Below are 21295 nucleotides of genomic sequence, written 5' to 3'. Positions count from 1 at the left end.
GATAACGCCCGCGCGTTTCCATCAACGATGCTCGGTCACGAACTTGGTGACGAGATACGCTTCCATCGCCTCGCTGCCGCCTTCCGAACCGTAGCCCGAATCCTTCACACCGCCGAACGGCGTTTCAGGCAAGGCAAGCCCGTGATGGTTGATCGACAGCATGCCGCTTTCGATATCGTCCGATACCGCCGCCGCGGTCGCCGCCGAACTCGTGTACGCATAAGCGGCGAGACCGTAGGGCAAGCGATTCGCTTCGGCGATGACTTCGTCGTACGACTTGAACGAGGCGATAGGCGCAATCGGGCCGAACGGCTCTTCGGTCATGATGCGCGCGCTCATGGGCACGTCCACCAGCACGGTCGGCGCGAAGAAGTAACCTTCGCGGCCCACGCGTTCGCCACCCGTCAGCACCTTTGCGCCATGCTCGCGGGCATCGGCGACGAGGCGTTCCATGGCTTCGAGACGGCGGCCGTTGGCGAGCGGGCCCATTTGCACGCCGTCGTCGAGACCGTTGCCGACCTTCACCGCGCTCGCCGTCGCGACGAAGTGATGCACGAACTCTTCATACGCCGCTTCTTCGACGAGAAAGCGCGTAGGCGAGATACACACCTGACCGGCGTTGCGGAACTTGGCCGATGCCAGCATCTTCGCCGCGCGCGGCACGTCCGCGTCCTTGAAGACGATAGCTGGCGCATGTCCGCCGAGCTCCATGGTCACGCGCTTCATATGCTCGCCCGCCAGCGATGCGAGCAGCTTGCCCACCGGTGTGGAACCCGTGAACGAAATCTTGCGGATGGCCGGATGCGCGATCAAATATTTCGATACATCCGCCGGCACGCCGAACACGAGATTCAGCACGCCCTTGGGCAAACCCGCATCGGCATAAGCCTGCACGAGCGCCGCGCAACTCGCGGGCGTTTCCTCCGGTCCCTTCAACACGACCGAGCAGCCCGAGGCCAGCGCCGCCGACACCTTGCGCACCGCCTGATTGATCGGGAAGTTCCACGGTGTGAAAGCGGCCACGGGACCGACGGGCTCGCGCGTCACGATCTGGCGCACCGCGTCCGAACGCGACGGAATCACGCGGCCATACGTGCGGCGCCCTTCTTCGGCAAACCATTCGATGATGTCCGCAGCCGACAGCGTCTCGATGCGAGCTTCCCCGAGCGGCTTGCCCTGCTCCATCGACATGATGGCGGCGATCTGCTCCGCGCGGTCGCGGATGTTCTGCGCGGCGCGACGCATCAGCTTGCTGCGCTCGTACGGCGAAACCTTGCGCCATTCCTTGAAGCCACGCGCGGCGGCATCGGCGGCAAGCGAGAGTTCGTCGATGCCCGCGAGCGCGAGACGGCCGATTTCCGCTTCGCTCGCGGGATTGATCACGGCGGTGTCGCGCGAGCCGGCGCGCCATTCGCCATCGATAAAAAGTTGTGTGTTCGGATATGACGGAAGGTCGGAACGCGTATTGCTCATGCATGTTCTCCTGACGAGTGGTTCGCGGCAAACGACGATGTTAACCCGAGCCCGTAAAATCTGCTGACCCGTCCGTCGACGACACGCGGATAGTTGCAGAGCAAATCAATTCGATTCAAAGGAAAGCCGCATGTTCGACCAATGCCTTTACTTCAACACCACGGCGCTTGCACGCACATTGGAGCGCGAGTGGACGAAAGCGTTCAAGCCGTTCGGCCTTACGCCGTCACAAGGCTTCATGCTGCGCGCGATCGTCGAGCATCCCGGCTTGCTGCAGGGCGAGCTTGCCGATGCGCTCGCCATTTCGCGACCCACGGCCACGCGCACGCTGGACGGCTTACAAAAGCTCGGCTTGGTCGAACGCTGGTCGACCGACAGGGATGGACGCGAGGCATCGATTCATCCGACAGCCGCGGCGCCTGCGCTGATGAAGCGCATTGGCTCGATGAGCTCGGAGGTCACGAAGCGCATGAGGCGCAAACTCGGGTCCGCGCACTTCGACGAGACGGTGTCGAACGTGAGAGACGTGCGCGCGAGTCTGGAATGAAAACGCCCGCTCTGAAGCGGGCGCGGGTCTTACGTTACATCGAAGCTTACATCGGCGGAGCGACGCCGTCCTTTTCCACCACGATACGCTGCGCGGCAAAGTCGCCACCTGCCGGACTCGCCACGACGAACACCTTCTTGCCAGGCTTCAGGTCGTCATGCGAAGCGGGCGCGAAGGTCACGACCGGCACGTTCGGCGGCACGGTGACAGCGTTCGAGCCGCCCTTGTACGACAGCTTGAGATCGCGTCCGCTCGTGCCTTGCACGACCTGATCGACGTTCGCGTTGGTCATCGAGCTTTGCGGGCCGAGGTCCCACGCGTAGTGGCCTTCACCCGTGCCGCGTGCCGCTTCCGGAAACACCAGCACCTCGGTTGCGGTCATCTTGCCGTCGGTGCCCGTGGTCGCGGCCGTGCCGACGAACTGACCCGGCTTGATGTCTTCGAGCTTGATGTTCTTGAGCGCCGTGACCGGCGTGTCGGCCTTCACCGCGACCTTGACCGTGTCGCCGCTACGCCGATGCACCGTCATCGTGTCGCCGGACAGGGACACGATATCGCCGCGAATACGCGTGGGTTTGGCAGCGGGCGTCTGCGCGAAGGCCGCGCTCGTGAGTGCGAGCGCCGCGATGCTGACGCCGAGTTTCATGCGAATCGACATGGATTCTCCTTTGGTATCGATAAGGGTCAAGCGAAGAGACTTCTTCAGGAACCGCCGAACCAGTTATAGCCCTGGTTCTCCCAGTAGCCGCCGGGGTAATCGTTGGTCACGGTGATCGCGACGATATGCTTCGGATTCTTGTAGCCGAGCTTGGTCGGCATGCGCAGCTTCATCGGAAAACCGTATTTGGGCGGCAAGGTCTGACCGTCGTAGCTGAGCGTGAGCAAGGTTTGTGCATGCAGCGCGGTCGGCATGTCGATGCTCGTCGAGTAATTGTCCGCACAGTGAAAGGCCACGTATTTCGCCGTCGTATCCGCGCCTGCATGCAGCAGAAAATTCGCGAAGCGCACGCCACCCCACTTGCCTATGGCGCTCCATCCTTCAATGCAAATGTGCCGTGTCACCTGGCTCTCTTGCGGCATGGCATGAAGCTCATCGAGCGTCCAGATAAGCTTGCCTTTGACCAGGCCGCCGACCTGCAGCTTGTAGCTCGAAGCGTCCACTTCGGGCACTTCGTCGATGTCGTAGAACGCGTTGAAGGGAAACGGACGCGTAATCATCGAATCGGGATAAGTCGGCGCGAGTTGCTTGGGATCGAAGAGCAACGCCTGCATGTCGTCGTTGAAGGACGAGATCTTGCGCAGCATCGCGTTGACGGATTTGTCGTCGGTGATGTTGCAGCCGGACAGCATCGCAAGGCCGCCGAGCGAAAGAATGCGCTTGCCGAATAAACGGCGCGCGGGGGCTTTTAATTCCTTCGCCGCATCTTTAACGATGAGTTCGGCGTCCGTTCGTGTTTTAAAAAGCTTGAGCGACATGAATCAACGTCCCTTGATCATCAACACGAGCGAACGCGGCACGAGCGCGACCATGGCGACATGCACGACGAAGAACGCCACCAGAAAGCTCATGCCGAGGAAATGCACGACGCGTGCGTTGTCGTAGCCGCCCATCAGCGCGCGTAAAAGCGGGAACTGCACCGACTTCCACACGACGAGGCCCGACAGAATGATGACGACGATATCCACCATGACCGCGAGATACGCGAATTTTTGCACGGCGTTGTAGCGCGTGAGATCGTCGTGACCGAGCTTGCCGCGCACGGCGGCAATGCCATCGGCAATGATGCTTTTGATGCTGAGCGGAAACATGCGCTCGCGCAGACGGCCCGTCGCAACGTTCATCCCGACATAGACGATGAAGTTCGCCACGAGCAGCCACATGGCCGCGAAATGCCATTGCAGCGCACCACCGAGCCAGCCGCCGAGCGTGATGGCCGGATAAAACGTGAACGCTTTGAAGATCGGCGATGCGTTGTAGATTTGCCAGCCGCTCGTCACCATGATGAGTATGGCGAAGGCGTTGACCCAATGTGTGATGCGAAGCCAAAGCGGCTGCACGGAATATCGCGAATTGTTCTGCACGTCTTTCTCACGGAGCAAACACAGGACCGATGGTAGCCAGCCCGCTCTGATCGATCCATGACGCATCGATGACTTTTTTGTCATTTTCGACGGACCGTTCAAGCGCACTGGCAAAATGACGGCAATACAAAGCAAAAATGCCGCGCATGACCATCCTCGTTATAGAAGACGATCGCAAGACCGGAGACTACCTGAAAAAAGGGCTGATCGAGTCCGGGTATCAGGTCGATCTCGTGCGCAACGGCACCGACGGTCTGCATCAGGCGCTGGCGAACTCTTACGAGCTGATCGTGCTCGACGTGATGCTGCCCGGCATCGACGGATGGCAGGTCATGTCGGCGTTGCGCGCGAAACGTGACTTGCCTGTCATCTTTCTCACGGCCCGCGACCACGTCACGGACCGTATCCACGGTCTCGAACTCGGCGCGGACGACTATCTCGTCAAGCCCTTTTCCTTCACCGAACTCGTGCTGCGCATTCGCACGCTCTTGCGTCGCGGCGTGATGCGCGAATCGGACATGTTCCAGATTGCCGATCTCCACGTCGATGTGCTGCGCCGCAAGGTGACGCGCAAGGGCATGGATATCGCGTTGACGAACAAGGAATTCGCGCTGCTGCATCTCTTTTGCAAGCATCAGGGCGAGGCGTTGTCGCGCACGCAGATTGCCTCGGAAGTGTGGGACATGAATTTCGATAGCGACACCAACGTGGTCGATGTCGCCATCAAGCGTCTGCGCGCGAAGATCGACAATCCGTTCGAACCGAAGCTGATTCATACGGTGCGCAGTATCGGCTATTCGTTTGGGGAAGAGCCTTGAACGACGCCGTCTTGCGCTGGCTGCCGCCGCAGCCGTCGCGCTCGCTTGCCGTACGTATTGCCGTGTCGTTCGTGCTGATCGTGTGCGTGGTGGTCGGCATGGTCGGCGCATCGCTCTATCACGCGACCAACTCCGCCCTCTCCACGCGTGCGGATTATCAGTTGATCGCCCGTGTCGAACACTATCGCGCGCTGCTGCACGACCTCTACACGATCAAGGAAATCGAAGCGCGGCCGCGGCTTTTCGAAACCATGCTCGGCGACCGGCAGGACGTGATCATCTTCCGGCGTGCGGGCGCGGCGCCGTTCATCGCCGTCAATCCCGAGAACATGCCGCTGCCGCCGCTGCAGACCGTGCCCGTGACACGCGCAGTCGCGCTCGACGATCTTTACGAAGGCACGCGCGCCGATGGCGTGCGCATGCGCTGGCTCGGTGCGCAGGCGCGTATCGGCGAAAGCGGTGAAGTGGTTGAGATCATGGCCGCGCACGTGATGACGCAGGAAGCGCACGTGTTGTCGGCGTATCTCGTGCGCGTTTGGATCACCATGATCGCCGCCGTGCTCGTCACGATGCTGCTCGCTTACTGGGTCACGAGCCGCGGGTTGATGCCGCTCAGGCTCATGGCGGACAAAGCCGCCGAGATCGCGCCGGACAGCATGTCGGCGAGACTCGACGTCGCGCACGCGCCGCAGGAACTCCAAAGCCTCGCGGCTTCGTTCAACGCCATGCTCGACCGGCTCGAACACGGCTATGCGCGCCTCGTGCAGTTTTCCGCCGATCTCGCGCACGAACTGCGTACGCCGATTGGCGTGTTGATCGGCGAGACGCAGGTAACGCTCGCGCATGAACGCAGCGTGGCGGAGTATCGCACCGTGCTCGAATCGCATCTGGAGGAACTGGAGCGAATCGCGCGCATTGCGCAGAACATTCTGTTTCTGGCGCAAGCGGATCACGAAACGCAACGCATCGAATGCGAGAAGCTCGATATCCGCGACGAACTCAACAACCTCGCCGCTTACTTCGAAGGCATCGCGGAAGAACGGCACATCAGCTTCGATATCGAGGCAAGCGGCCAGATAGTTGCAAACGCAATCATGTGCCGCCGCGCGATCGGCAACGTGGTCGTCAATGCGGTGCGTTACGCGAGCGCAGGCACGGTCGTGCGCCTGTCGGGTCACGCGGATGCGGACGGCGCATGCATCGTCGTGGGCAATCGCGGCGCGCGTATAGAAGACGCCGAACTGACGCGTCTCTTCGACCGCTTCTATCGTGGCGATGCGGCTCGTAGCGAGTTCACGGAGTCCAGCGGGCTCGGCCTTTCCATCGTCCAGGCAATCATGCGCATGCATGGCGGCAGCGCGTCGGCGCGTTGCACGCATGACGGCTGGATCGAATTCGAACTGCACTTTCCTGCCTCATCCTTGCTCAAGCTATAAAAATTCTTATAGCAAGTATTGTGGAAGAAAGGCTACAGCTTCCCCTCGAAGCGTTTACCGCTAGCTGACATTTCGCTATATTCCACGCGACATAACGATGGCGTTCATCGCGCAACGGTATGTCCGACGAAACCCTTCGGCGTGAACACAACAGCCGCACAAGCGGCGCCGCTTCGCGTGGCAAATCGTCACTCGCGAACAGCAAATAACAAGGAAAGATCGATGAAGCAGAAAATCCTGGCGCTCGCCATCCTCGGGACCTTCGGCATGGCCGCGCATGCGCAAAGCAGCGTCACGCTTTACGGCCTGATCGACGCCGGTATCACCTATGCGAACAAGGTTTCGACCGGACCGAACAGCCACGACAACCTCGTGAAGTACGGCGACGGCGTTGCATCAGGCAGCCGCTGGGGTTTGCGCGGCCAGGAAGACCTGGGCGGCGGGCTCAAGGCCATCTTCGTCCTGGAAAGCGGCTTCAATAGCGGCGATGGCACGCTCGGCCAAGGCGGCGCGGAATTCGGCCGGCAAGCCTTCGTCGGTCTGTCGAAGAACGATATCGGCGCGCTGACCTTCGGTCGCCAGTATTCGTTCTCCACCGATGTCATCGGCGGCAATTACACGATGGGTAGCCAAACGCCCGCCGGCAACTACGCGTACCACATCAACGATCTGGATCAGTTGACTTCGAGCCGTATCAACAACTCGGTGAAGTTCAACAGCGCGAGCTTCTATGGCGTAACCTTCGGCGCCATGTACGGCTTCTCCAATTCGACGCAATTCGCGGGCACGCCGAGCACCACGGGCGCGGGCGCGACGCAAGGTTCGTCGAGCACGTACAGCTTCGGTTTGAACTACAACCAGGGACCGTTCGGCATCGGCGCGGCGTACACCAACATCCGCTTCCCGAATGGCGCGACGCCTGCATTCAGCACGAACATCGCGAACATCGCCACGGGCGGCCTGCGCGATCTCGAAACCTATGGCGTCGGCGCGCGCTACACGTTCTCCGCGGCCACGGTCTGGGCGAACTGGACGCATACGACGTTCGAACCGCTGGTCGCGGCATCGTCGAAGTTGAACAACTACGAAATCGGCGGCAAGTACAACATTACGCCGGCGTTCAGCGCGGGTCTCGGCTATACGTTCTCGAAGCTCGACGACAACTTCGAAGGCAAATGGCATCAGATCAACGGCGCGGTGGATTACGCGTTGTCCAAGCGCACCGATGTGTATTTGCTCGGCATCTATCAGAAGGCGTCGGGCAGCAACACGGTTGCCGGCCGCAATGTGCCGGTGCAAGCGGAAATTGGCTCGTCGACGGCCTTTATCGGCCAGAGTGCCGGAGCGAACACGCAGTTCGTCACGCGCGTCGGCTTGCGGCATCGGTTCTGACCGGCTTTCGAGCCTGCCTCAAACGAAAAGCCCCGCGAATGCGGGGCTTTTTCATCAAGCAACCGGTGCAGGCACCGCCTGTCGCCGTGCGAGCAAGCCGTGTATCTGCGCGACGACCGCCGCACCCTCGCCGACCGCGGCCGCCACGCGCTTGGTCGAACTCGAGCGGACATCGCCGATGGCGAACACGCCCTGCACGCTCGTCTCCAGCATTATCACGCCTTGCGTGCGGCCCTCGTGCGCTTCCGGCCCGGTCAGCACGAAACCCTTTTCGTCCGTGTTGACGTTGCAATTGGTCAGCCAGTCCGTGTTCGGGTCCGCGCCCGTGAAGAGAAACAGATGCCGCGATTCGAGCCGCAACGGCCCCTCCGGCGTCTTGCAGACGACGGCGCTCAACATGCGATCGTCGCCTTCGAGCGAGGTAATCTCCGTATGCGTGCGCACCGTCACGTTCGGCAAGGACGCAATGCGCTCGATCAGATAATGCGACATGCTGGCCGCGAGCCCCGCGCCGCGAATCAGCACATCCACGTGCTTTGCGTGCGAAGCGAGATACACGGCCGCCTGTCCCGCCGAGTTACCGCCGCCGACCAGCACCACTTCCGAGTTCTTGCACAACTTGGCCTCGACCGGCGACGCCCAGTAGTACGTACCATGCCCTTCGTACTTTTCGAGCCCGGCAATGGCTGGCCGCCGATACGCCGCGCCCGATGCAATCACCACCGTCTGCGTCGCCACGCACGTGCCGTTCTCGAGTTCGATCCGAATGGGCGTCGCACCGCAATGCAGCGCCTTGATGCGTGTGGGAATGGCGATATGCGCGCCGAACTTCTGCGCCTGCACGAACGCGCGTCCGGCAAGCGCTTGCCCTGAAATACCGGTCGGAAAACCGAGATAGTTTTCGATACGCGAACTCGCGCCCGCTTGTCCGCCCGGCGCGCGGCAGTCGAACACGGCAACCGACAATCCCTCCGACGCCGCATACACCGCCGTAGCGAGCCCGGCCGGTCCCGCGCCGACGATCGCGACATCGTAGACATGGCTCGGATCGAATTCCGGCAGCCAGCCGAGTTGCGTCGCCACCTGGTTCTCGGTCGGCGCGCGCAATACGGTGCCGTCCGGACAGATCACCAGCGGAAAGTCGGCTTTAGAAGCCGAGATGCGTTCGAGCAGCGCGATGGCATCGGGATCGGTACACGCGTCGATTACCGTGTGCGGATGGCCGTTGCGCCGCAAGAAACCTTGCAGCGAAACCAGACGCCCATCGTCGGACTGGCCGAGCAGCACCGGTCCGCTGCCTTTTTCGATCAAGCCGACGCGCCGCAGAATCAGCGCCCGCATGATGCGCTCGCCCAGTTCCGCTTCTGCGACGAGCAGCGCGCGCAGACGCTCGGGCGGGATCACCACGCCTTCGACATCCTCGGCGGCCATGCCATCGACGAGACACGGCTTGCCCGAAAGCTGCGCCACTTCCGCCAGAAAATTGCCCGGACCATGCTCGACAACCAGATGCACGCGGTCGAGCGCATCGCGCCGCGTCACGCGCACCGAACCGCTCAGCACGATCACCATGCCGCGCCCGAGATCGCCCGTGCGAAAGAGCCACTCGCCCTTGCGCCAGCGCGCCGCGCTGCCGAAACGGCTCATGCGTTCGATCTCGTTCGCCGTGAGGATGGGGAACATCTGATGCATGCGCGAATTCAGCGGCGAATATGGCGCGTTTTCATCCGCTGCCGCAGGCTCGACGACGGTCGTCGACGGAACGACGTTCGGATCTTCCGACGACGGCACTCGCGCGCTCCATGCCACGACATTGGGCATGTCCGCGCCGTGCTCGTTGTTCGGGGTTGTACTCATGCGCGATCTCCGTGTGGAAAACCAGCTTCATGCAAGGATGCGGAGCCCGTGGATGCCGCCGTCGCGGAAGACGCCGCAGCCGATGCGCCCGGCGCCTGTTTCACGGGCCACGGGCACATTGCCGCCATCTCGGCGACTTCTTCCGGCGTGGCCGCGACGATCTGGCCGAACTCGGTCAGCTTCGCGACATCGAAGCCGGCGAGACGCCAGGCATCGAGCCCGCCCGTGAGCGGCACGACATCGTTGAAGCCCGCGTTGCGCATGGTCTTCGCCATCCACGCAGCGGACACTTCATTCGGGCACGAACAGTAGATGACGATCTTGCGCGACTTGTCGTAGTTTTCAATGATCTTCGCCAGTTCGCGTTCATCGGCGAACACGGAGCCGGGAATCGTGAACGGATCGAGCATGCGCTTTTCCGGCGAGCGGATATCGAAGATCACCGGCACGGGTTCGTCGCGCATCATCGTGTAAAGCGTGTCCACGCTGATGCGCGCTTTTTCCAGCGTCGCCATGAGCGCGCGGCGACGCCACCAGCGATACGCCACATACACCGCGAGCAGCACCGCGACGACCATGATGGCCTGCCGGCCGAGCTGCGAAATCATGGCGAAGACCATTTCCAGTTCGGCCGCGAACAGCACGCCGACCGTAAGGCCAACCGTGCCCCACAGCGCAATGCCAAGACCGTCCCAGGTAATGAAGCTGCGCAGCTTCACGCCCATGGCGCCCGCGAGCGGCACGGACACGAGCGACAAACCGGGAATGAACTTCGCCACGAGCAGAATGCGCACGCCCCACCGGCCGAAGAAGCGCTCGGTTTTCTTGACGCAGGTATCGCGCGACAGCGAGAGCTTGCAGATGGTCTTGAGCGTGCGGTCGCCGTATTTGCGGCCGCCTTGGAACCAGACGAGATCGCCGATCACGCCGCCCGCGACCGCCACGCACAGAACACCGATGAGCGGTGGCCAGAACGCCGCGCCATTCACCGCCATTAGCGCGATGGACGCGCCGACGACGATCATCGTTGGCATGGCGGGCACGGGCAGCCCGAGCGCCGCGCCCATCACATTGACGAATACGATCAACGGGCCGAATCGATCGACGAGCTGGTGGAGCAACATGGGATTCTCCGCGCAAGGGGCAGCCTGACGAGACGACGGGTTTTGCGCGTGGCGGCAGCGCGGATCGGCGCTGGAATGAGAAACGAGCAGGCTACCGCTCGTGGTTCACTGCGGTGCACGCGGCGCCGGACCGGCGTTCGTCACATTTAAGGGAGGAGTGTAGCGCGGAAAGGGGATACAAGCTTGCATCGTGCAACCTTTGGGGCGGTTGCCGGGTGCGCTGCGGGTTGGCTCGCGCGGACGCCGTGAAAACACGGCGCCCTGCCTCATTCAAACGCGCTGATCGGCGATATACGCGCGAATCACATCGGCGAAAGACTTGTCGCCCGTGAGCCCGAGTTCTTCAGCGCGCGCTGGATTCCACGCGCCCGGCCAGCTTCCCACGATCTTCTCGATGCGCGGCTCCGGCTCGAAGTCGATGCGCGCCACGACTTCATCGCCCGCGACTTCACGCAGCGCCGCGACCATCTCGTTCACGCTCACCGAAAGCCCCGGCAGATTGATCACCGGCCGAAGACCCAGCTTCGCGCGCTCGATCTCGCATCCGGCGATGAGCGCGTCCACCGCGCTTTTCGGCGAGAGCAGCCAGACGCGCGTGTCGCCATCGACGGGACATACCGAGCGCTCGCCATTGAGCGGCTCGCGGATGATGCCGCTCGCAAACGACGACGCCGCCGCGTTCGGTTTGCCCGGCCGCACGCTGATGGTCGGCAGGCGCAGCACGCGGCCATCGACGAAGCCGCGCCGTGAGAAATCGGACAGCAGCAATTCCGCGATGGCCTTCTGCGTTCCATACGACGATTGCGGGTTGAGCGCGGTGTCGTCCTGCACGACTTCCGGCAGCGTTCCGCCATACACCGCGACCGAACTCGTGAACACGACGCGCGGCACGTGGCCCCGCGCGCGGCACACTTCGAGCAGCGCGCGCGAGGCATCGAGATTGATCTTCATGCCGAGGTCGAAGTCGGCTTCCGCCTGGCCGCTCACGATGGCCGCGAGATGAAAGATGGCTTCCGTCTTCGTATCGATGTAGCGCTCGAGCGTGGCCTTGTCCGAGATGTCGCCGGTTTCGGCTTTGACGCGCTTGTCGTCGAGAAGCGCGGCATCGCTCGGGCGCGCGACATCGAGCAGTACGAGCTCGGTGACAGGCTTGCCGTCGAGTTCGCCTTTTTCCAGCAGACGTTTGGCGAGCTTTTGCCCGAGGAAGCCTGCGCCTCCCGTGATGAGAACCTTCATGTCGTCTCCTTTTTTATAGGTAAGGCTTGAGCCAGCCGAGGCCCGCGGACGTACCCGCTTTCGGGCGATACTCGCAGCCAATGTAGCCTTCGTAGCCCAGCGAATCGATGAGATCGAACAGATACGGGTAGTTGAGTTCGCCCAGATCCGGCTCGTGTCGATCCGGCACGCCCGCAATCTGAATATGGCCGATGCCCGCGTTCTCGCGTTTCATGTCGCGCTTGAGTTTGACCGCGATATCGCCTTCCACGATCTGACAGTGATAGATGTCGAATTGCACTTGCAGATTCGGCGCGCCGATTTCATCGCAGATAGCCTGTGCTTCGTCCTGACGATTGAGGAAGAAGCCGGGAATGTCGCGCGTGTTGATCGGCTCGATCACGACATCCACGTTCGCCGATTCCGCCTGCTTCGCCGCATACGCGAGATTCTTCAGGTAGATCGACTTGCGCTCCTCGCGCGAATCGCCGGGCTTGATGAGTCCCGCCATGAAGTGCAGTTTCTTGTTGCCGAGCGCGGCGGTGTATTCGAGCGCCTTGTCCACGCTCTTCTTGAATTCGTCCTCGCGGCCCGGCAAGGACGCGATGCCGCGTTCGCCTGCGGCCCAGTCGCCCGGCGGCGCGTTGAAAAGCGCTTGCGTGAGGTTGTTGTCCTGCAATCGGGTTTTGATGTCCGATGCCGAGAAGTCATAGGGAAACAGGAATTCGACCGCCTTGAAACCGTCTTTCGCGGCTGCGCCGAAGCGGTCGAGGAACTCGTGTTCCGGGTACATCATCGTGAGGTTGGCTGCAAAGCGGGGCATTGCGGTTGTCTCCTTTTCAATGCGTTCGATTCCGGGTCTTGACCACTAAAGTCAGCGCGTTAATTGCTCTTGGTTGCGGTAGCCGAGTGCCGCTGCGGCGTCGTTACCGCGCGCGGCCTTCGCAACCTCGCACGGCTCTCACCAACGCGCACCGAACGTCGTGCGCAAATCCTCGAGCGCGCTGTCGGGCAACGGCGCAGGCCTCGGCATCGTCGATAAGTAAAGCTGCGCCGTCTCCTCCAGTTCCTCTAGCGCATACGACGCATGCGCCACCGACTTTTCCCACACCACCGGTCCGAGCCGCTCAAGCAAGACCGCGCGCACCGTCGATGCCAGCGCCGCCAATTCTTCCGCCACGGCCGGATCGCCCGGACGTCGATAGCGAATCAGCGGCACATGGCCGACTTTCATGACGTAGTACGGCGTGATCGGCGGCAACACGTCCTCGTTTTTCCAGACGCCCGCGAGCGTCAGCGCGACGAGATGCGTCGAATGCGTATGCACGACGCCGTGCGCATCCGCATTGTTCTCGTAGATGCGCCGATGCAGCGCCAGCGTCTTGGATGGACGTCCGCCCGACACATGCTTGCCTTCCAGATCCACCTTCGCGATATCCGCCGGATCGAGCCGGCCGAGGCACGCGTCGGTCGGCGTGATGAGCCAGCCATCGTCGAGACGCGCGCTGATATTGCCCGCGCTGCCCACGGTATAGCGACGTTCGTACAGGCTCGCGCCCGTCACGCAGATTTCCTCGCGGATACGGTTTTCGTTCGACGACATCACGCCACCCCGTCCAGCGCCTTCAAGGCCTTCGCAAAGAAATCCGTCGTGCCGAAGTTGCCCGACTTGAGCGCAAGCGCGAGCGGCGCATCGTCTGCATTGGCGCCGATGGATTGCGTCGCGGGCACGCCCGGATCGATCTGCGGCCCGATACGCAACGAACGCACGTCGAGCGCCTGCACGACCGCGCCCGATGTCTCGCCGCCCGCGACCACGAACTTGCGCACGCCTGCGTCGCGCAGTTGCCGCGCAATCGCGGCGAGCGCGTCTTCAACCAGCTGTCCCGCCTTCTCCACGCCCAGTTCCTTCTGCACGGCCTTTACGTCATCCGGCGAAGACGTTGCGTAGATGAGCACGGTTTCATCGCCATGACTGCGCGCGAATTCCAGCGCCTGATCGACGACCGCTTCGCCGCGCGACAGCGCCAGCGGATCGACGCGAAAACTCGGCTTCGACGCGCGCCACTCCGCGACCTGCGCATTCGTGGCCTTCGACGCGCTGCCCGCGAGCACCACCGACCTGCCTTCGATCTTCGGCAGCTCGCCCGCATCTTCCGCATGAGCAAGCAGATTCGCCGCGCGATAATTTTCCGGCAGTCCAAGCGCGATACCCGAGCCGCCCGTGATGAGCTTGAGGTCACCGAGGGCGTCGCCGAGTACGAAGAGATCGGCGTCGGAAATGGCATCCGCGATAGCCAGGCGCACGCCATCCTTCTTCAGTTCGGCGATGCGCGCGCGTACCGCATCCGCGCCCTTCATGACCGTGTCGTAGCGAATCAGGCCGACCTTCGACTTCGTTTGCCGTTGCAGCACGCGCACGAGGTTGGGATCGGTCATTGGCGTGAGCGGATGGTTCTCCATGCCCGATTCATTCAGCAGCACGTCGCCGACGAAGAGGTTGCCGCGAAAGATCGTGCGGCCGTTCTCTGGAAACGCGGGGCAGGCAATGGTGAAGTCGTCGTTCAGCGCTTCGAGCAAGGCGTCCGCGACCGGGCCGATATTGCCCTTGTCGGTGGAATCGAAGGTCGAGCAATACTTGAAGATGAACTGGCGGCAGCCTTGCGCGCGCAGCCATTCGAGCGCTTCGAGCGACTGACGCACGGCGTCCTCGGCGGGAATCGTGCGCGATTTCAGCGCGACGATCAACGCGTCGGCTTCGATCTTCGTCCCGGCTGCCGGAACGCCGATGCTTTGCACCGTGCGCATGCCGCCGCGCACGAGCATGTTGGCGAGATCGGTCGCGCCGGTGAAATCGTCTGCGATGCAGCCAAGCAAGGCCTGCGCCATTATTTCGCTCCCTTCGGGACTTCGATGCCCGGAAAAATTTTGATGACTGCGGAATCGTCCTCGCCGCCGTGTCCGGCAGTCGAGGCCATCATGAACATCTGATGCGCGGCCGCCGAAAGCGGCAGCGGAAACTTCGACGTGCGGGCCGTATCGAGCACGAGGCCCAAGTCCTTCACGAAGATATCGACGGCGGATAGCGGCGTGTAGTCGCCCGAGAGAATGTGCGGCACGCGGTTCTCGAACATCCACGAATTGCCCGCGCTGTGCGTGATGACGTCGTAGAGGGCGTCCGGGTCCACGCCTTCGCGCAGGCCGAGCGCCATGGCTTCGGCGGCGGCGGCGATATGCACGCCCGCCAGCAATTGGTTGATGATTTTTACCTTCGAGCCCGCGCCGTGCTCCTCCGACAGCCGATACACCTTGCCCGCGATGGCATCGAGCACGTCTTCGCAGGCGGCGTAGGCATCGGCGGGGCCGGAGGTCATCATCGTCATTTCGCCGGATGCCGCCTTGGCGGCGCCGCCCGATACCGGCGAGTCCAGCATCAGCACGCCGGTTGCCGCGACGCGCTTGCCGAGCTCCACCGCGAAACCCGGCGCGACCGTCGCGCAGGCGAGCACGACGCTGCCCGGTTTCATCGCCGGGACCGCGCCGTTATCGCCGAATAGAACCGCTTCGGTTTGCGCGGCGTTCACGACCAGCGTGACGACGACCTCACACTTGCCGCCCATTTCGGCCGGCGACGCGCATGCAATGCCGCCTTCGGCCGTGAACGAATCGAGCGCTTGCTGGCGGACATCGCATGCATGCACGGCGAAGCCCGCGCGCAATAGCGAGCGCGCGACGCCCAGACCCATTGCGCCCAGCCCGATGACTCCCACGTTTCTTGACATAGCGTTCTCTTGATTTTCGATGAAGCGGTTAGCAAAGGCCCGCTTCCGCCAGTCGGCGCGCGGCGTTGTAGAGATGTGTCTGAGCGGCGTTGCGCGCGGCCATGGGGTCGCCGGCGCGAATGGCTTCGGCGATGGCGGCGTGTTCCTCGCGCACTTGGCGCGAGAAGTCTTCGCGCAGCGCTTCGTTGCCGCGCGTGACGATGGTTCCGGCTTCGAGGTACTGGCTCAGGAAAGCGAGCGTCTTGAGGAAATAAGGATTGCCCGTGGCGGTCGCGATTTCGCGATGGAACGCCACGTCTTCCGCCACGCCGTTCTGGCCGGCGCGCACGGCTTCGTCGATACGAACGAGCGCGGCGTCGATGGCGGCCATTTGCTCGTCGGTGCGGCGCATCGCGGCTTCGGACGCGACTTCGGCTTCGATCGCCCGGCGCAGCGCGAGGATATGCAGCACGGAGCCCGGCTCGACGGCCTGCGCGTAGTCGATCCGCAACGGCCGAATGCCCGCGCGCTCGACGATGAAGACGCCACTGCCTTGCCGAGGTTCGACCATGCCTTCGTTTTTCAGCCGCGAAATGGCCTCGCGAATCACCGTGCGGCTCACGCCGAACTCCTGCGCGAGCACGGCTTCGGTCGGCAGCTTGCCGGTGGCGGTGAAACTGCCCTTCTCGATCAGCTTTTGCAATTGCTGCGCGACCGTATCGCTCAGGGCGCGGGACGGGATCTTTTCGAACATACGGATGGACGGCTCTTGTACGGTCATCGGGTCATCATACAAGTTTGCATGGCCGAGATCGTATCAGCTTTAACCCCTAGCCGGGAAGCGGCTACTGCTCCAAAGGATCGTCGATCAGCGCCAGCGCATCGCGTATTTCGGACGCGTCGCCGGGACGAACGAGCCGCGCGACTTCCTTGCCGCCTGTCATGAAAATGAGCGTCGGCCAAAGCTTGACGCGAAACGAGCGGCCGAGCGGTCGGCCGCTGCCGTCCTCGATCTTCATGTGACGGATATCGCGATGATCCTGGAACGCCTGCGCGATCAGCGGCTGCGCGGCGCGGCAGAAACCGCACCAGTCGGTGCCGAATTCGATGACGACGGGCGCCGTCGATGCATCGAGTTCAGCGCGTTCCGGCGCGGTTTTCGCGTATTCGGTGGTCATGGTCATGGCTTCGTCCTGGCTGTCTTGTCCGGTTCGATTTCAGCAGAAAGTGCGCCCGCGTGCTTGAGCCGGCCTTTGCGGAACCGCACTTCTAGCCCGGTTCACTGCCCGATTCCCGTCAGCCCGATCAGCGCTCCGCCCGCCAGCAACCACAGCGGATGCAGTTTCGTCTTGTACGACACGACCGCCACGACAGCGGTGATCGCGACCAGCATCCACGTCTGATCGGATGCCTCGGCGATCAGCAGCGCGCTCGCCGCCACGAGGCCCGCCGTGATCGGCACGAGACCGAGTTGCACATAGCGCCGCCACGGTCGGTCCCTGAACCGCTCCCACGCGTGCAGCGCGGCAATCGTCACGAGCGATGACGGCCCGAATTTCGCGATCGACGTGACCAGCACGCCCGGCCAGCCCGCGACATGCCAGCCGATCAGCGTGACGACCATCATGTTCGGCCCGGGCGCCGCCTGCGCCAGTGCAAAGAGCGCGGAAAAGTCGGCCTTCGTCATCCAGTCGTGTACTTGCACGACCTGCCGCTGCATCTCGGGAAGAATGGTGTTGCCGCCGCCGAACGCGAGCAGCGAGAGCTGGCTGAAGATGGCGGCGAGCGAAAGCAGATTCGCGATCATCGGCGCACCTTCCACGCAATGAGGACCGAGATCGGCGTGAGCACGAGCATCGACGGAAGCAAGGGCGTGCGCAGGAACGCGATGGCCGCGAGCATGACGAGCGCGATGACTGCCGCCTCGGGCTTCTTGCGCAGCGGCCACATGATCTTGATGGCCATCGCGATCAGCAGCCCGGCCGCCGCCGCCGCAAGCCCCGCGAACAGATGCGCGATACGAGGGTCCTGATGCGTGCGCTGATAGATCACGCCCAGCGCGATCACGATCAGCGACGGCCCGCCGATCAGCCCGAGCAGGCCCGCGAACGCGCCGGCCAGGCCACGAAAGCGCATGCCGATAGCCACCGACAGGTTGATCACGTTGCCGCCCGGCAGGAACTGGCAGAGGCCGAGCAGATCGGTGAACTCGTCGGCAGTCAGCCATTTACGGCGCTCGACGATCTCGCGCCGCGCGAGTGGCAACGCGCCGCCGAACGCGGTGAGGCCGAGTGTGAGAAAGCCGGTGAAGATCTGCGAGACGGTGGGCGGCGCGGCGGTGCGGCCGGTGAGAGCGGGATCGGATGACATGAGGCGCGGGCGTGAACGTTCATCGGGAAAGCCGAAAGGGTACAGCGTCCCGATGTGCGCCAGAAGAGGTGTTTATCGTTGTGGGTTGATTGAAAGCGATGCGGTACGCATGGCGGTTCGCCGCTGCGAAGGCGAAGGCGAACGCGGCGCATCGCCGTCCTCAGCCAGCCAGCCGCGCCCGCCGCGCTTCGTAAGCCTTCAGATTCGCAAACGCGATTGCCAGCACGGAAGCGCCATCCACCGACGTCTTGCGCCGCGCCAGCAAGTCGCCGACGATATGATCCGCTTCGATCCGCGCGCCGTTTTCCAGATCGCGCAGCATCGACGCCGTCATCAGCGAACCGCGGTCCGTGAAGTAACCGCGTGCACGCGTGACGAGCGCCTCGCCCGGCGAATGACCGTTATCGGCCGCGATCCCTCTGCATTCGTCGAAGAGACGACGCAACACATCATCGCCACCCGGCGCGCTCACGATGTCGCCAACGGGCGCGCGCATCAGGCACGTTCCCGTGGCGAGCGTCGCCAGGAAGACCCACTTCTCCCACATCGCCTGCAGAATGTCCTCGCTCACCTGCAGATCGAACCGCGCGTCGCTCAATTGCGCGGCGATTGTGTCGATGCGCGCCGAACGCCCGCCCGCGCGCTCGCCGATGGTCATCGACTGCATGTCGTTCAGATGGAGCACTTCGCCTTCAGCGCCGAGCGTCGCGCCGATCACGCACTGCCCGCCGAGCACTTTTGCCGTGCCGAAGCGCGCATCGAGCACGTCGAGATGGCCCATGCCGTTCAGAAGCGGCAGGATGGCGGTGTCCGGTCCGACCGCGGGCGCGAACGAATCGATGGCGTTGGCCAGGTCATAAGCCTTGCAGCTCAGGATGACGAGATCGAACGGCTTATCGATGTCCTTTGCCAGCACGAGCGGCGGCGCGTCGAAATGGAGATCGCCGGCCGGACTTTTCACCACGAGGCCACTCTCGTGCAGCTTCTGCGCGCGGCGTTCGCGCACCAGAAAGGTCACGTCCCTGCCTGCTTCGAGTAACCGCGCGCCGAAGTATCCGCCGATGGCGCCCGCGCCCACTACCAGAATCCGCATGTCACGCTCCGTGTCGTTGATGGTGCTCGTGTTCGTGATCGTTCTTCACGCCTGCCAGACGCCATGACCCGCTTCGCGCAAGCCGATTGCAAGTTCCACTTCCATATCGCGCGCGCCCTCGTAGGGCATCGGGTTGTACATCTCATACAGATGCGGCAAGAGCCGCAAGCCGAAATCGCGCACGAAGCGGTTCGACTGAATGCCCGCCTTGTGCTTGTCGAAGCGCACGTCGGGATCGATTCCCGTCATGCCGACATAGACGAACGGCTTGCCCAACACGTAATCCGGATTCGCACGACGAAAGCGCGCCTCGTTCCAGACTGCGTCCGCCAGTTCGACGACGTAGACCGAATAATGATGCGCTCGCGCGCGCCGGGCCTGCGCCATGAATGAATTGCCTCGCGGCGTGCTGGTTGGGCTGGTCATTCTATGACGGCGCCGCGTGCGCTGCCCGAACGCCCTGCCGAGAGCGCGCTTTCCCTGCCGGATGGCGCTCAAAGTGGTAAATTCGGGTCGGTCTGCGTTCGCGTCAGCGGCCGCGCCGCCGGTAGAATTCCGGCCGCGCCGCAGCGCGTCGCACCGGGCCTTCAGCCGGCCCCGGCGCGATCCGCGCGTGAAGACGATCTCTTCATCCTGCGAACGCCGCATTTATCGATACGTTTCATCCCCGAAGCCTGCGCCACGAGCCGCGGGCTTCGGCCATCCGGAGATCAAGCAATGAGCAAGCAAGCTATCGGCGTAGTGGGCCTCGCCGTCATGGGCCGCAACCTGGCCTTGAATATCGAGAGCCGCGGCCACGCCGTTTCGGTCTACAACCGCAGCCGCGAAAAAACCGATGAACTGATTGCCGAACATCCCGACAAGAAGCTCGTGCCCGCGTACACGCTCGAAGAGTTCGTCCAGTCGCTCGAAACTCCGCGCCGCATTCTGTTGATGGTCAAGGCCGGTGCCGGCACGGATGCCACCATCGACGCGCTGCGTCCGCTGCTGGACAAGGGCGACATTCTCATCGACGGCGGCAATACGCATTTCACCGATACCATTCGCCGCAATCAGGACCTCGCGAAGTCGGGGCTGCATTTCATCGGCACGGGCGTGTCGGGCGGTGAGGAAGGCGCGCTCAAGGGCCCGTCGATCATGCCGGGCGGTCAGAAAGAAGCCTACGAACTCGTCGCACCGATCCTCACCGAGATCGCCGCGAAGGCGCCGGACGGCGAACCGTGCGTCGCGTACATGGGCCCGGACGGCGCGGGTCACTTCGTGAAGATGGTGCACAACGGCATCGAGTATGGCGATATGCAATTGATCGCCGAAAGCTACGACGTGCTGAAGCGCGTGGCGGGTCTGTCGAACGAAGAACTCGGCAAAGTGTATGTCGAGTGGAATCAGGGCGAGCTGGACAGCTATCTGATCGAAATCACGTCGAAGATTTTCTCGAAGAAAGACGACGAAACCGGCAAGGATCTCGTCGATGTCATTCTGGATCGCGCGGCGCAGAAAGGCACGGGCAAGTGGACGAGCCAGAACGCGCTCGATCTCGGCGCACCGTTGCCGCTGATTACCGAAGCGGTGTTCGCGCGTGTTTTGTCGTCGCTGAAGGATCAGCGCGTGAAGGCGAGCAAGGTACTCACCGGTCCGTCGCCGAAGTTCGACGGCGACCGTGAGGCATTTATCGAATCGGTGCGGCGCGCGCTGTATCTGAGCAAGATCGTTTCCTACGCGCAGGGCTTTGCGCAGTTGCGCGCGGCATCGGACGAATACGACTGGAACTTGCAGTACGGCACCATCGCCAAGATTTTCCGGGCGGGTTGCATTATCCGCGCGCGCTTCCTGCAGAAGATCACGGACGCATATGAGAAGGACGCGGGGCTAGCCAATTTGCTGCTCGATCCGTATTTCAGCGATATCGCCGCGAAGTACCAGGACGCATTGCGCGATGTCGTCGTGGCGGCGGTGAAGGCGGGCGTGCCGGTGCCGGCGTTTTCATCGGCGGTGGCGTATTTCGACAGCTACCGGTCGGAAACACTGCCGGCGAATCTCGTGCAGGCGCAGCGGGACTTTTTCGGTGCGCATACGTTCGAGCGCACGGATAAGCCGGGAAGCTTTCACGCTAACTGGGCTTGAGGG

The 21295-nt window shown here is 62.9% G+C and carries 23 protein-coding genes; 5 read left to right on the top strand and 18 right to left on the bottom strand.

Features of this window, described 5'->3' with window-relative positions:
* Positions 1-21: 21 nt before the first annotated feature.
* The gene (locus tag NCT04_RS15810) at positions 22-1473 is read right to left on the bottom strand and encodes an NAD-dependent succinate-semialdehyde dehydrogenase (RefSeq protein ID WP_250466468.1); all 1452 of its coding nucleotides are present in this window, start codon (positions 1471-1473) and stop codon (positions 22-24) included.
* Between the two features lie 130 nt (positions 1474-1603).
* On the opposite strand from NCT04_RS15810, the gene NCT04_RS15805 reads away from it, so the two are divergent.
* Positions 1604-2020, top strand: a complete 417-nt coding sequence (locus NCT04_RS15805; RefSeq protein WP_244829096.1) for a MarR family winged helix-turn-helix transcriptional regulator — start codon at positions 1604-1606, stop codon at positions 2018-2020.
* Positions 2021-2066: 46 nt separating this feature from the next.
* Here the strand turns inward: NCT04_RS15805 and NCT04_RS15800 are convergent, their stop codons facing one another.
* The 4 genes from NCT04_RS15800 to NCT04_RS15785 all read right to left on the bottom strand — a co-directional run bounded on the left by NCT04_RS15800 (position 2067) and on the right by NCT04_RS15785 (position 4250).
* Positions 2067-2678, bottom strand: coding sequence for a hypothetical protein (locus NCT04_RS15800; protein ID WP_244829095.1), 612 nt, complete (start codon positions 2676-2678; stop codon positions 2067-2069).
* A 44-nt stretch (positions 2679-2722) separates the two neighbouring features.
* On the bottom strand, positions 2723-3496 hold the full coding sequence (locus NCT04_RS15795; RefSeq protein ID WP_250466467.1) for a molybdopterin-dependent oxidoreductase: 774 nt from the start codon (positions 3494-3496) through the stop codon (positions 2723-2725).
* A 3-nt stretch (positions 3497-3499) separates the two neighbouring features.
* A complete protein-coding gene (locus NCT04_RS15790) occupies positions 3500-4021 on the bottom strand; it encodes a cytochrome b/b6 domain-containing protein (RefSeq protein ID WP_250466476.1) in 522 nt (173 codons plus the stop codon).
* A gap of 88 nt (positions 4022-4109) precedes the next feature.
* Complete coding sequence (locus tag NCT04_RS15785; protein WP_250466466.1) at positions 4110-4250, bottom strand: hypothetical protein; 141 nt, start codon at positions 4248-4250, stop codon at positions 4110-4112.
* On the opposite strand from NCT04_RS15785, the gene NCT04_RS15780 reads away from it, so the two are divergent.
* The 3 genes from NCT04_RS15780 (at position 4249) to NCT04_RS15770 (ending at position 7748) form a co-directional block, all read left to right on the top strand.
* A complete protein-coding gene (locus NCT04_RS15780) occupies positions 4249-4920 on the top strand; it encodes a heavy metal response regulator transcription factor (protein ID WP_250466465.1) in 672 nt (223 codons plus the stop codon). The two genes, NCT04_RS15785 and NCT04_RS15780, sit on opposite strands and share 2 nt — an antisense overlap.
* On the top strand, positions 4917-6356 hold the full coding sequence (locus tag NCT04_RS15775) for a heavy metal sensor histidine kinase (RefSeq protein WP_250466464.1): 1440 nt from the start codon (positions 4917-4919) through the stop codon (positions 6354-6356). Before NCT04_RS15780 ends, NCT04_RS15775 begins: the two co-directional genes overlap by 4 nt.
* Positions 6357-6578: 222 nt before the next feature.
* Entirely contained in the window at positions 6579-7748 is a 1170-nt protein-coding gene (locus tag NCT04_RS15770) for a porin (protein WP_250466463.1), read from the top strand.
* 54 nt (positions 7749-7802) lie between these two features.
* Here the strand turns inward: NCT04_RS15770 and NCT04_RS15765 are convergent, their stop codons facing one another.
* The 13 genes from NCT04_RS15765 to NCT04_RS15705 all read right to left on the bottom strand — a co-directional run bounded on the left by NCT04_RS15765 (position 7803) and on the right by NCT04_RS15705 (position 19555).
* Positions 7803-9605, bottom strand: a complete 1803-nt coding sequence (locus NCT04_RS15765) for an FAD-dependent oxidoreductase (protein WP_250466462.1) — start codon at positions 9603-9605, stop codon at positions 7803-7805.
* Entirely contained in the window at positions 9602-10726 is a 1125-nt protein-coding gene (locus NCT04_RS15760; RefSeq protein ID WP_370652223.1) for a DedA family protein/thiosulfate sulfurtransferase GlpE, read from the bottom strand. The genes NCT04_RS15765 and NCT04_RS15760 overlap by 4 nt, the downstream gene beginning before the upstream one ends.
* 273 nt (positions 10727-10999) lie before the next feature.
* Complete coding sequence (gene denD, locus NCT04_RS15755; RefSeq protein ID WP_244829087.1) at positions 11000-11965, bottom strand: D-erythronate dehydrogenase; 966 nt, start codon at positions 11963-11965, stop codon at positions 11000-11002.
* 13 nt (positions 11966-11978) lie between these two features.
* Positions 11979-12767, bottom strand: a complete 789-nt coding sequence (gene otnI / locus NCT04_RS15750; protein ID WP_250466461.1) for a 2-oxo-tetronate isomerase — start codon at positions 12765-12767, stop codon at positions 11979-11981.
* Positions 12768-12905: 138 nt separating this feature from the next.
* Positions 12906-13547, bottom strand: a complete 642-nt coding sequence (otnC, locus tag NCT04_RS15745) for a 3-oxo-tetronate 4-phosphate decarboxylase (protein ID WP_250466460.1) — start codon at positions 13545-13547, stop codon at positions 12906-12908.
* A complete protein-coding gene (otnK, locus tag NCT04_RS15740; RefSeq protein ID WP_250466459.1) occupies positions 13547-14833 on the bottom strand; it encodes a 3-oxo-tetronate kinase in 1287 nt (428 codons plus the stop codon). Before otnK ends, otnC begins: the two co-directional genes overlap by 1 nt.
* Entirely contained in the window at positions 14833-15726 is an 894-nt protein-coding gene (gene ltnD / locus NCT04_RS15735) for an L-threonate dehydrogenase (RefSeq protein ID WP_250466458.1), read from the bottom strand. Before ltnD ends, otnK begins: the two co-directional genes overlap by 1 nt.
* A 28-nt stretch (positions 15727-15754) precedes the next feature.
* Positions 15755-16459 (bottom strand): FadR/GntR family transcriptional regulator, encoded by a 705-nt coding sequence (locus NCT04_RS15730; protein WP_244829740.1) that lies wholly within the window; start codon positions 16457-16459, stop codon positions 15755-15757.
* A gap of 91 nt (positions 16460-16550) precedes the next feature.
* Positions 16551-16889, bottom strand: a complete 339-nt coding sequence (locus tag NCT04_RS15725; protein ID WP_250466457.1) for a thioredoxin family protein — start codon at positions 16887-16889, stop codon at positions 16551-16553.
* A gap of 95 nt (positions 16890-16984) precedes the next feature.
* Positions 16985-17512, bottom strand: a complete 528-nt coding sequence (locus NCT04_RS15720) for a chromate transporter (protein WP_244829082.1) — start codon at positions 17510-17512, stop codon at positions 16985-16987.
* Entirely contained in the window at positions 17509-18075 is a 567-nt protein-coding gene (locus NCT04_RS15715) for a chromate transporter (RefSeq protein WP_244829081.1), read from the bottom strand. Before NCT04_RS15715 ends, NCT04_RS15720 begins: the two co-directional genes overlap by 4 nt.
* Before the next feature lie 160 nt (positions 18076-18235).
* Entirely contained in the window at positions 18236-19168 is a 933-nt protein-coding gene (gene panE, locus NCT04_RS15710) for a 2-dehydropantoate 2-reductase (RefSeq protein ID WP_250466456.1), read from the bottom strand.
* A gap of 45 nt (positions 19169-19213) precedes the next feature.
* Entirely contained in the window at positions 19214-19555 is a 342-nt protein-coding gene (locus NCT04_RS15705) for a hypothetical protein (RefSeq protein ID WP_250466455.1), read from the bottom strand.
* A gap of 330 nt (positions 19556-19885) precedes the next feature.
* Between NCT04_RS15705 and gnd the strand changes: the two genes are divergently transcribed.
* Positions 19886-21292, top strand: coding sequence for an NADP-dependent phosphogluconate dehydrogenase (gene gnd / locus NCT04_RS15700; RefSeq protein ID WP_244829078.1), 1407 nt, complete (start codon positions 19886-19888; stop codon positions 21290-21292).
* Positions 21293-21295: the final 3 nt, after the last annotated feature.

It is taken from the genome of Caballeronia sp. GAFFF2 (genome assembly GCF_023631485.1).
In the GTDB taxonomy this organism is placed as follows: Bacteria; Pseudomonadota; Gammaproteobacteria; order Burkholderiales; family Burkholderiaceae; genus Caballeronia.
This window is presented reverse-complemented; position numbering and strand designations above follow the sequence as displayed.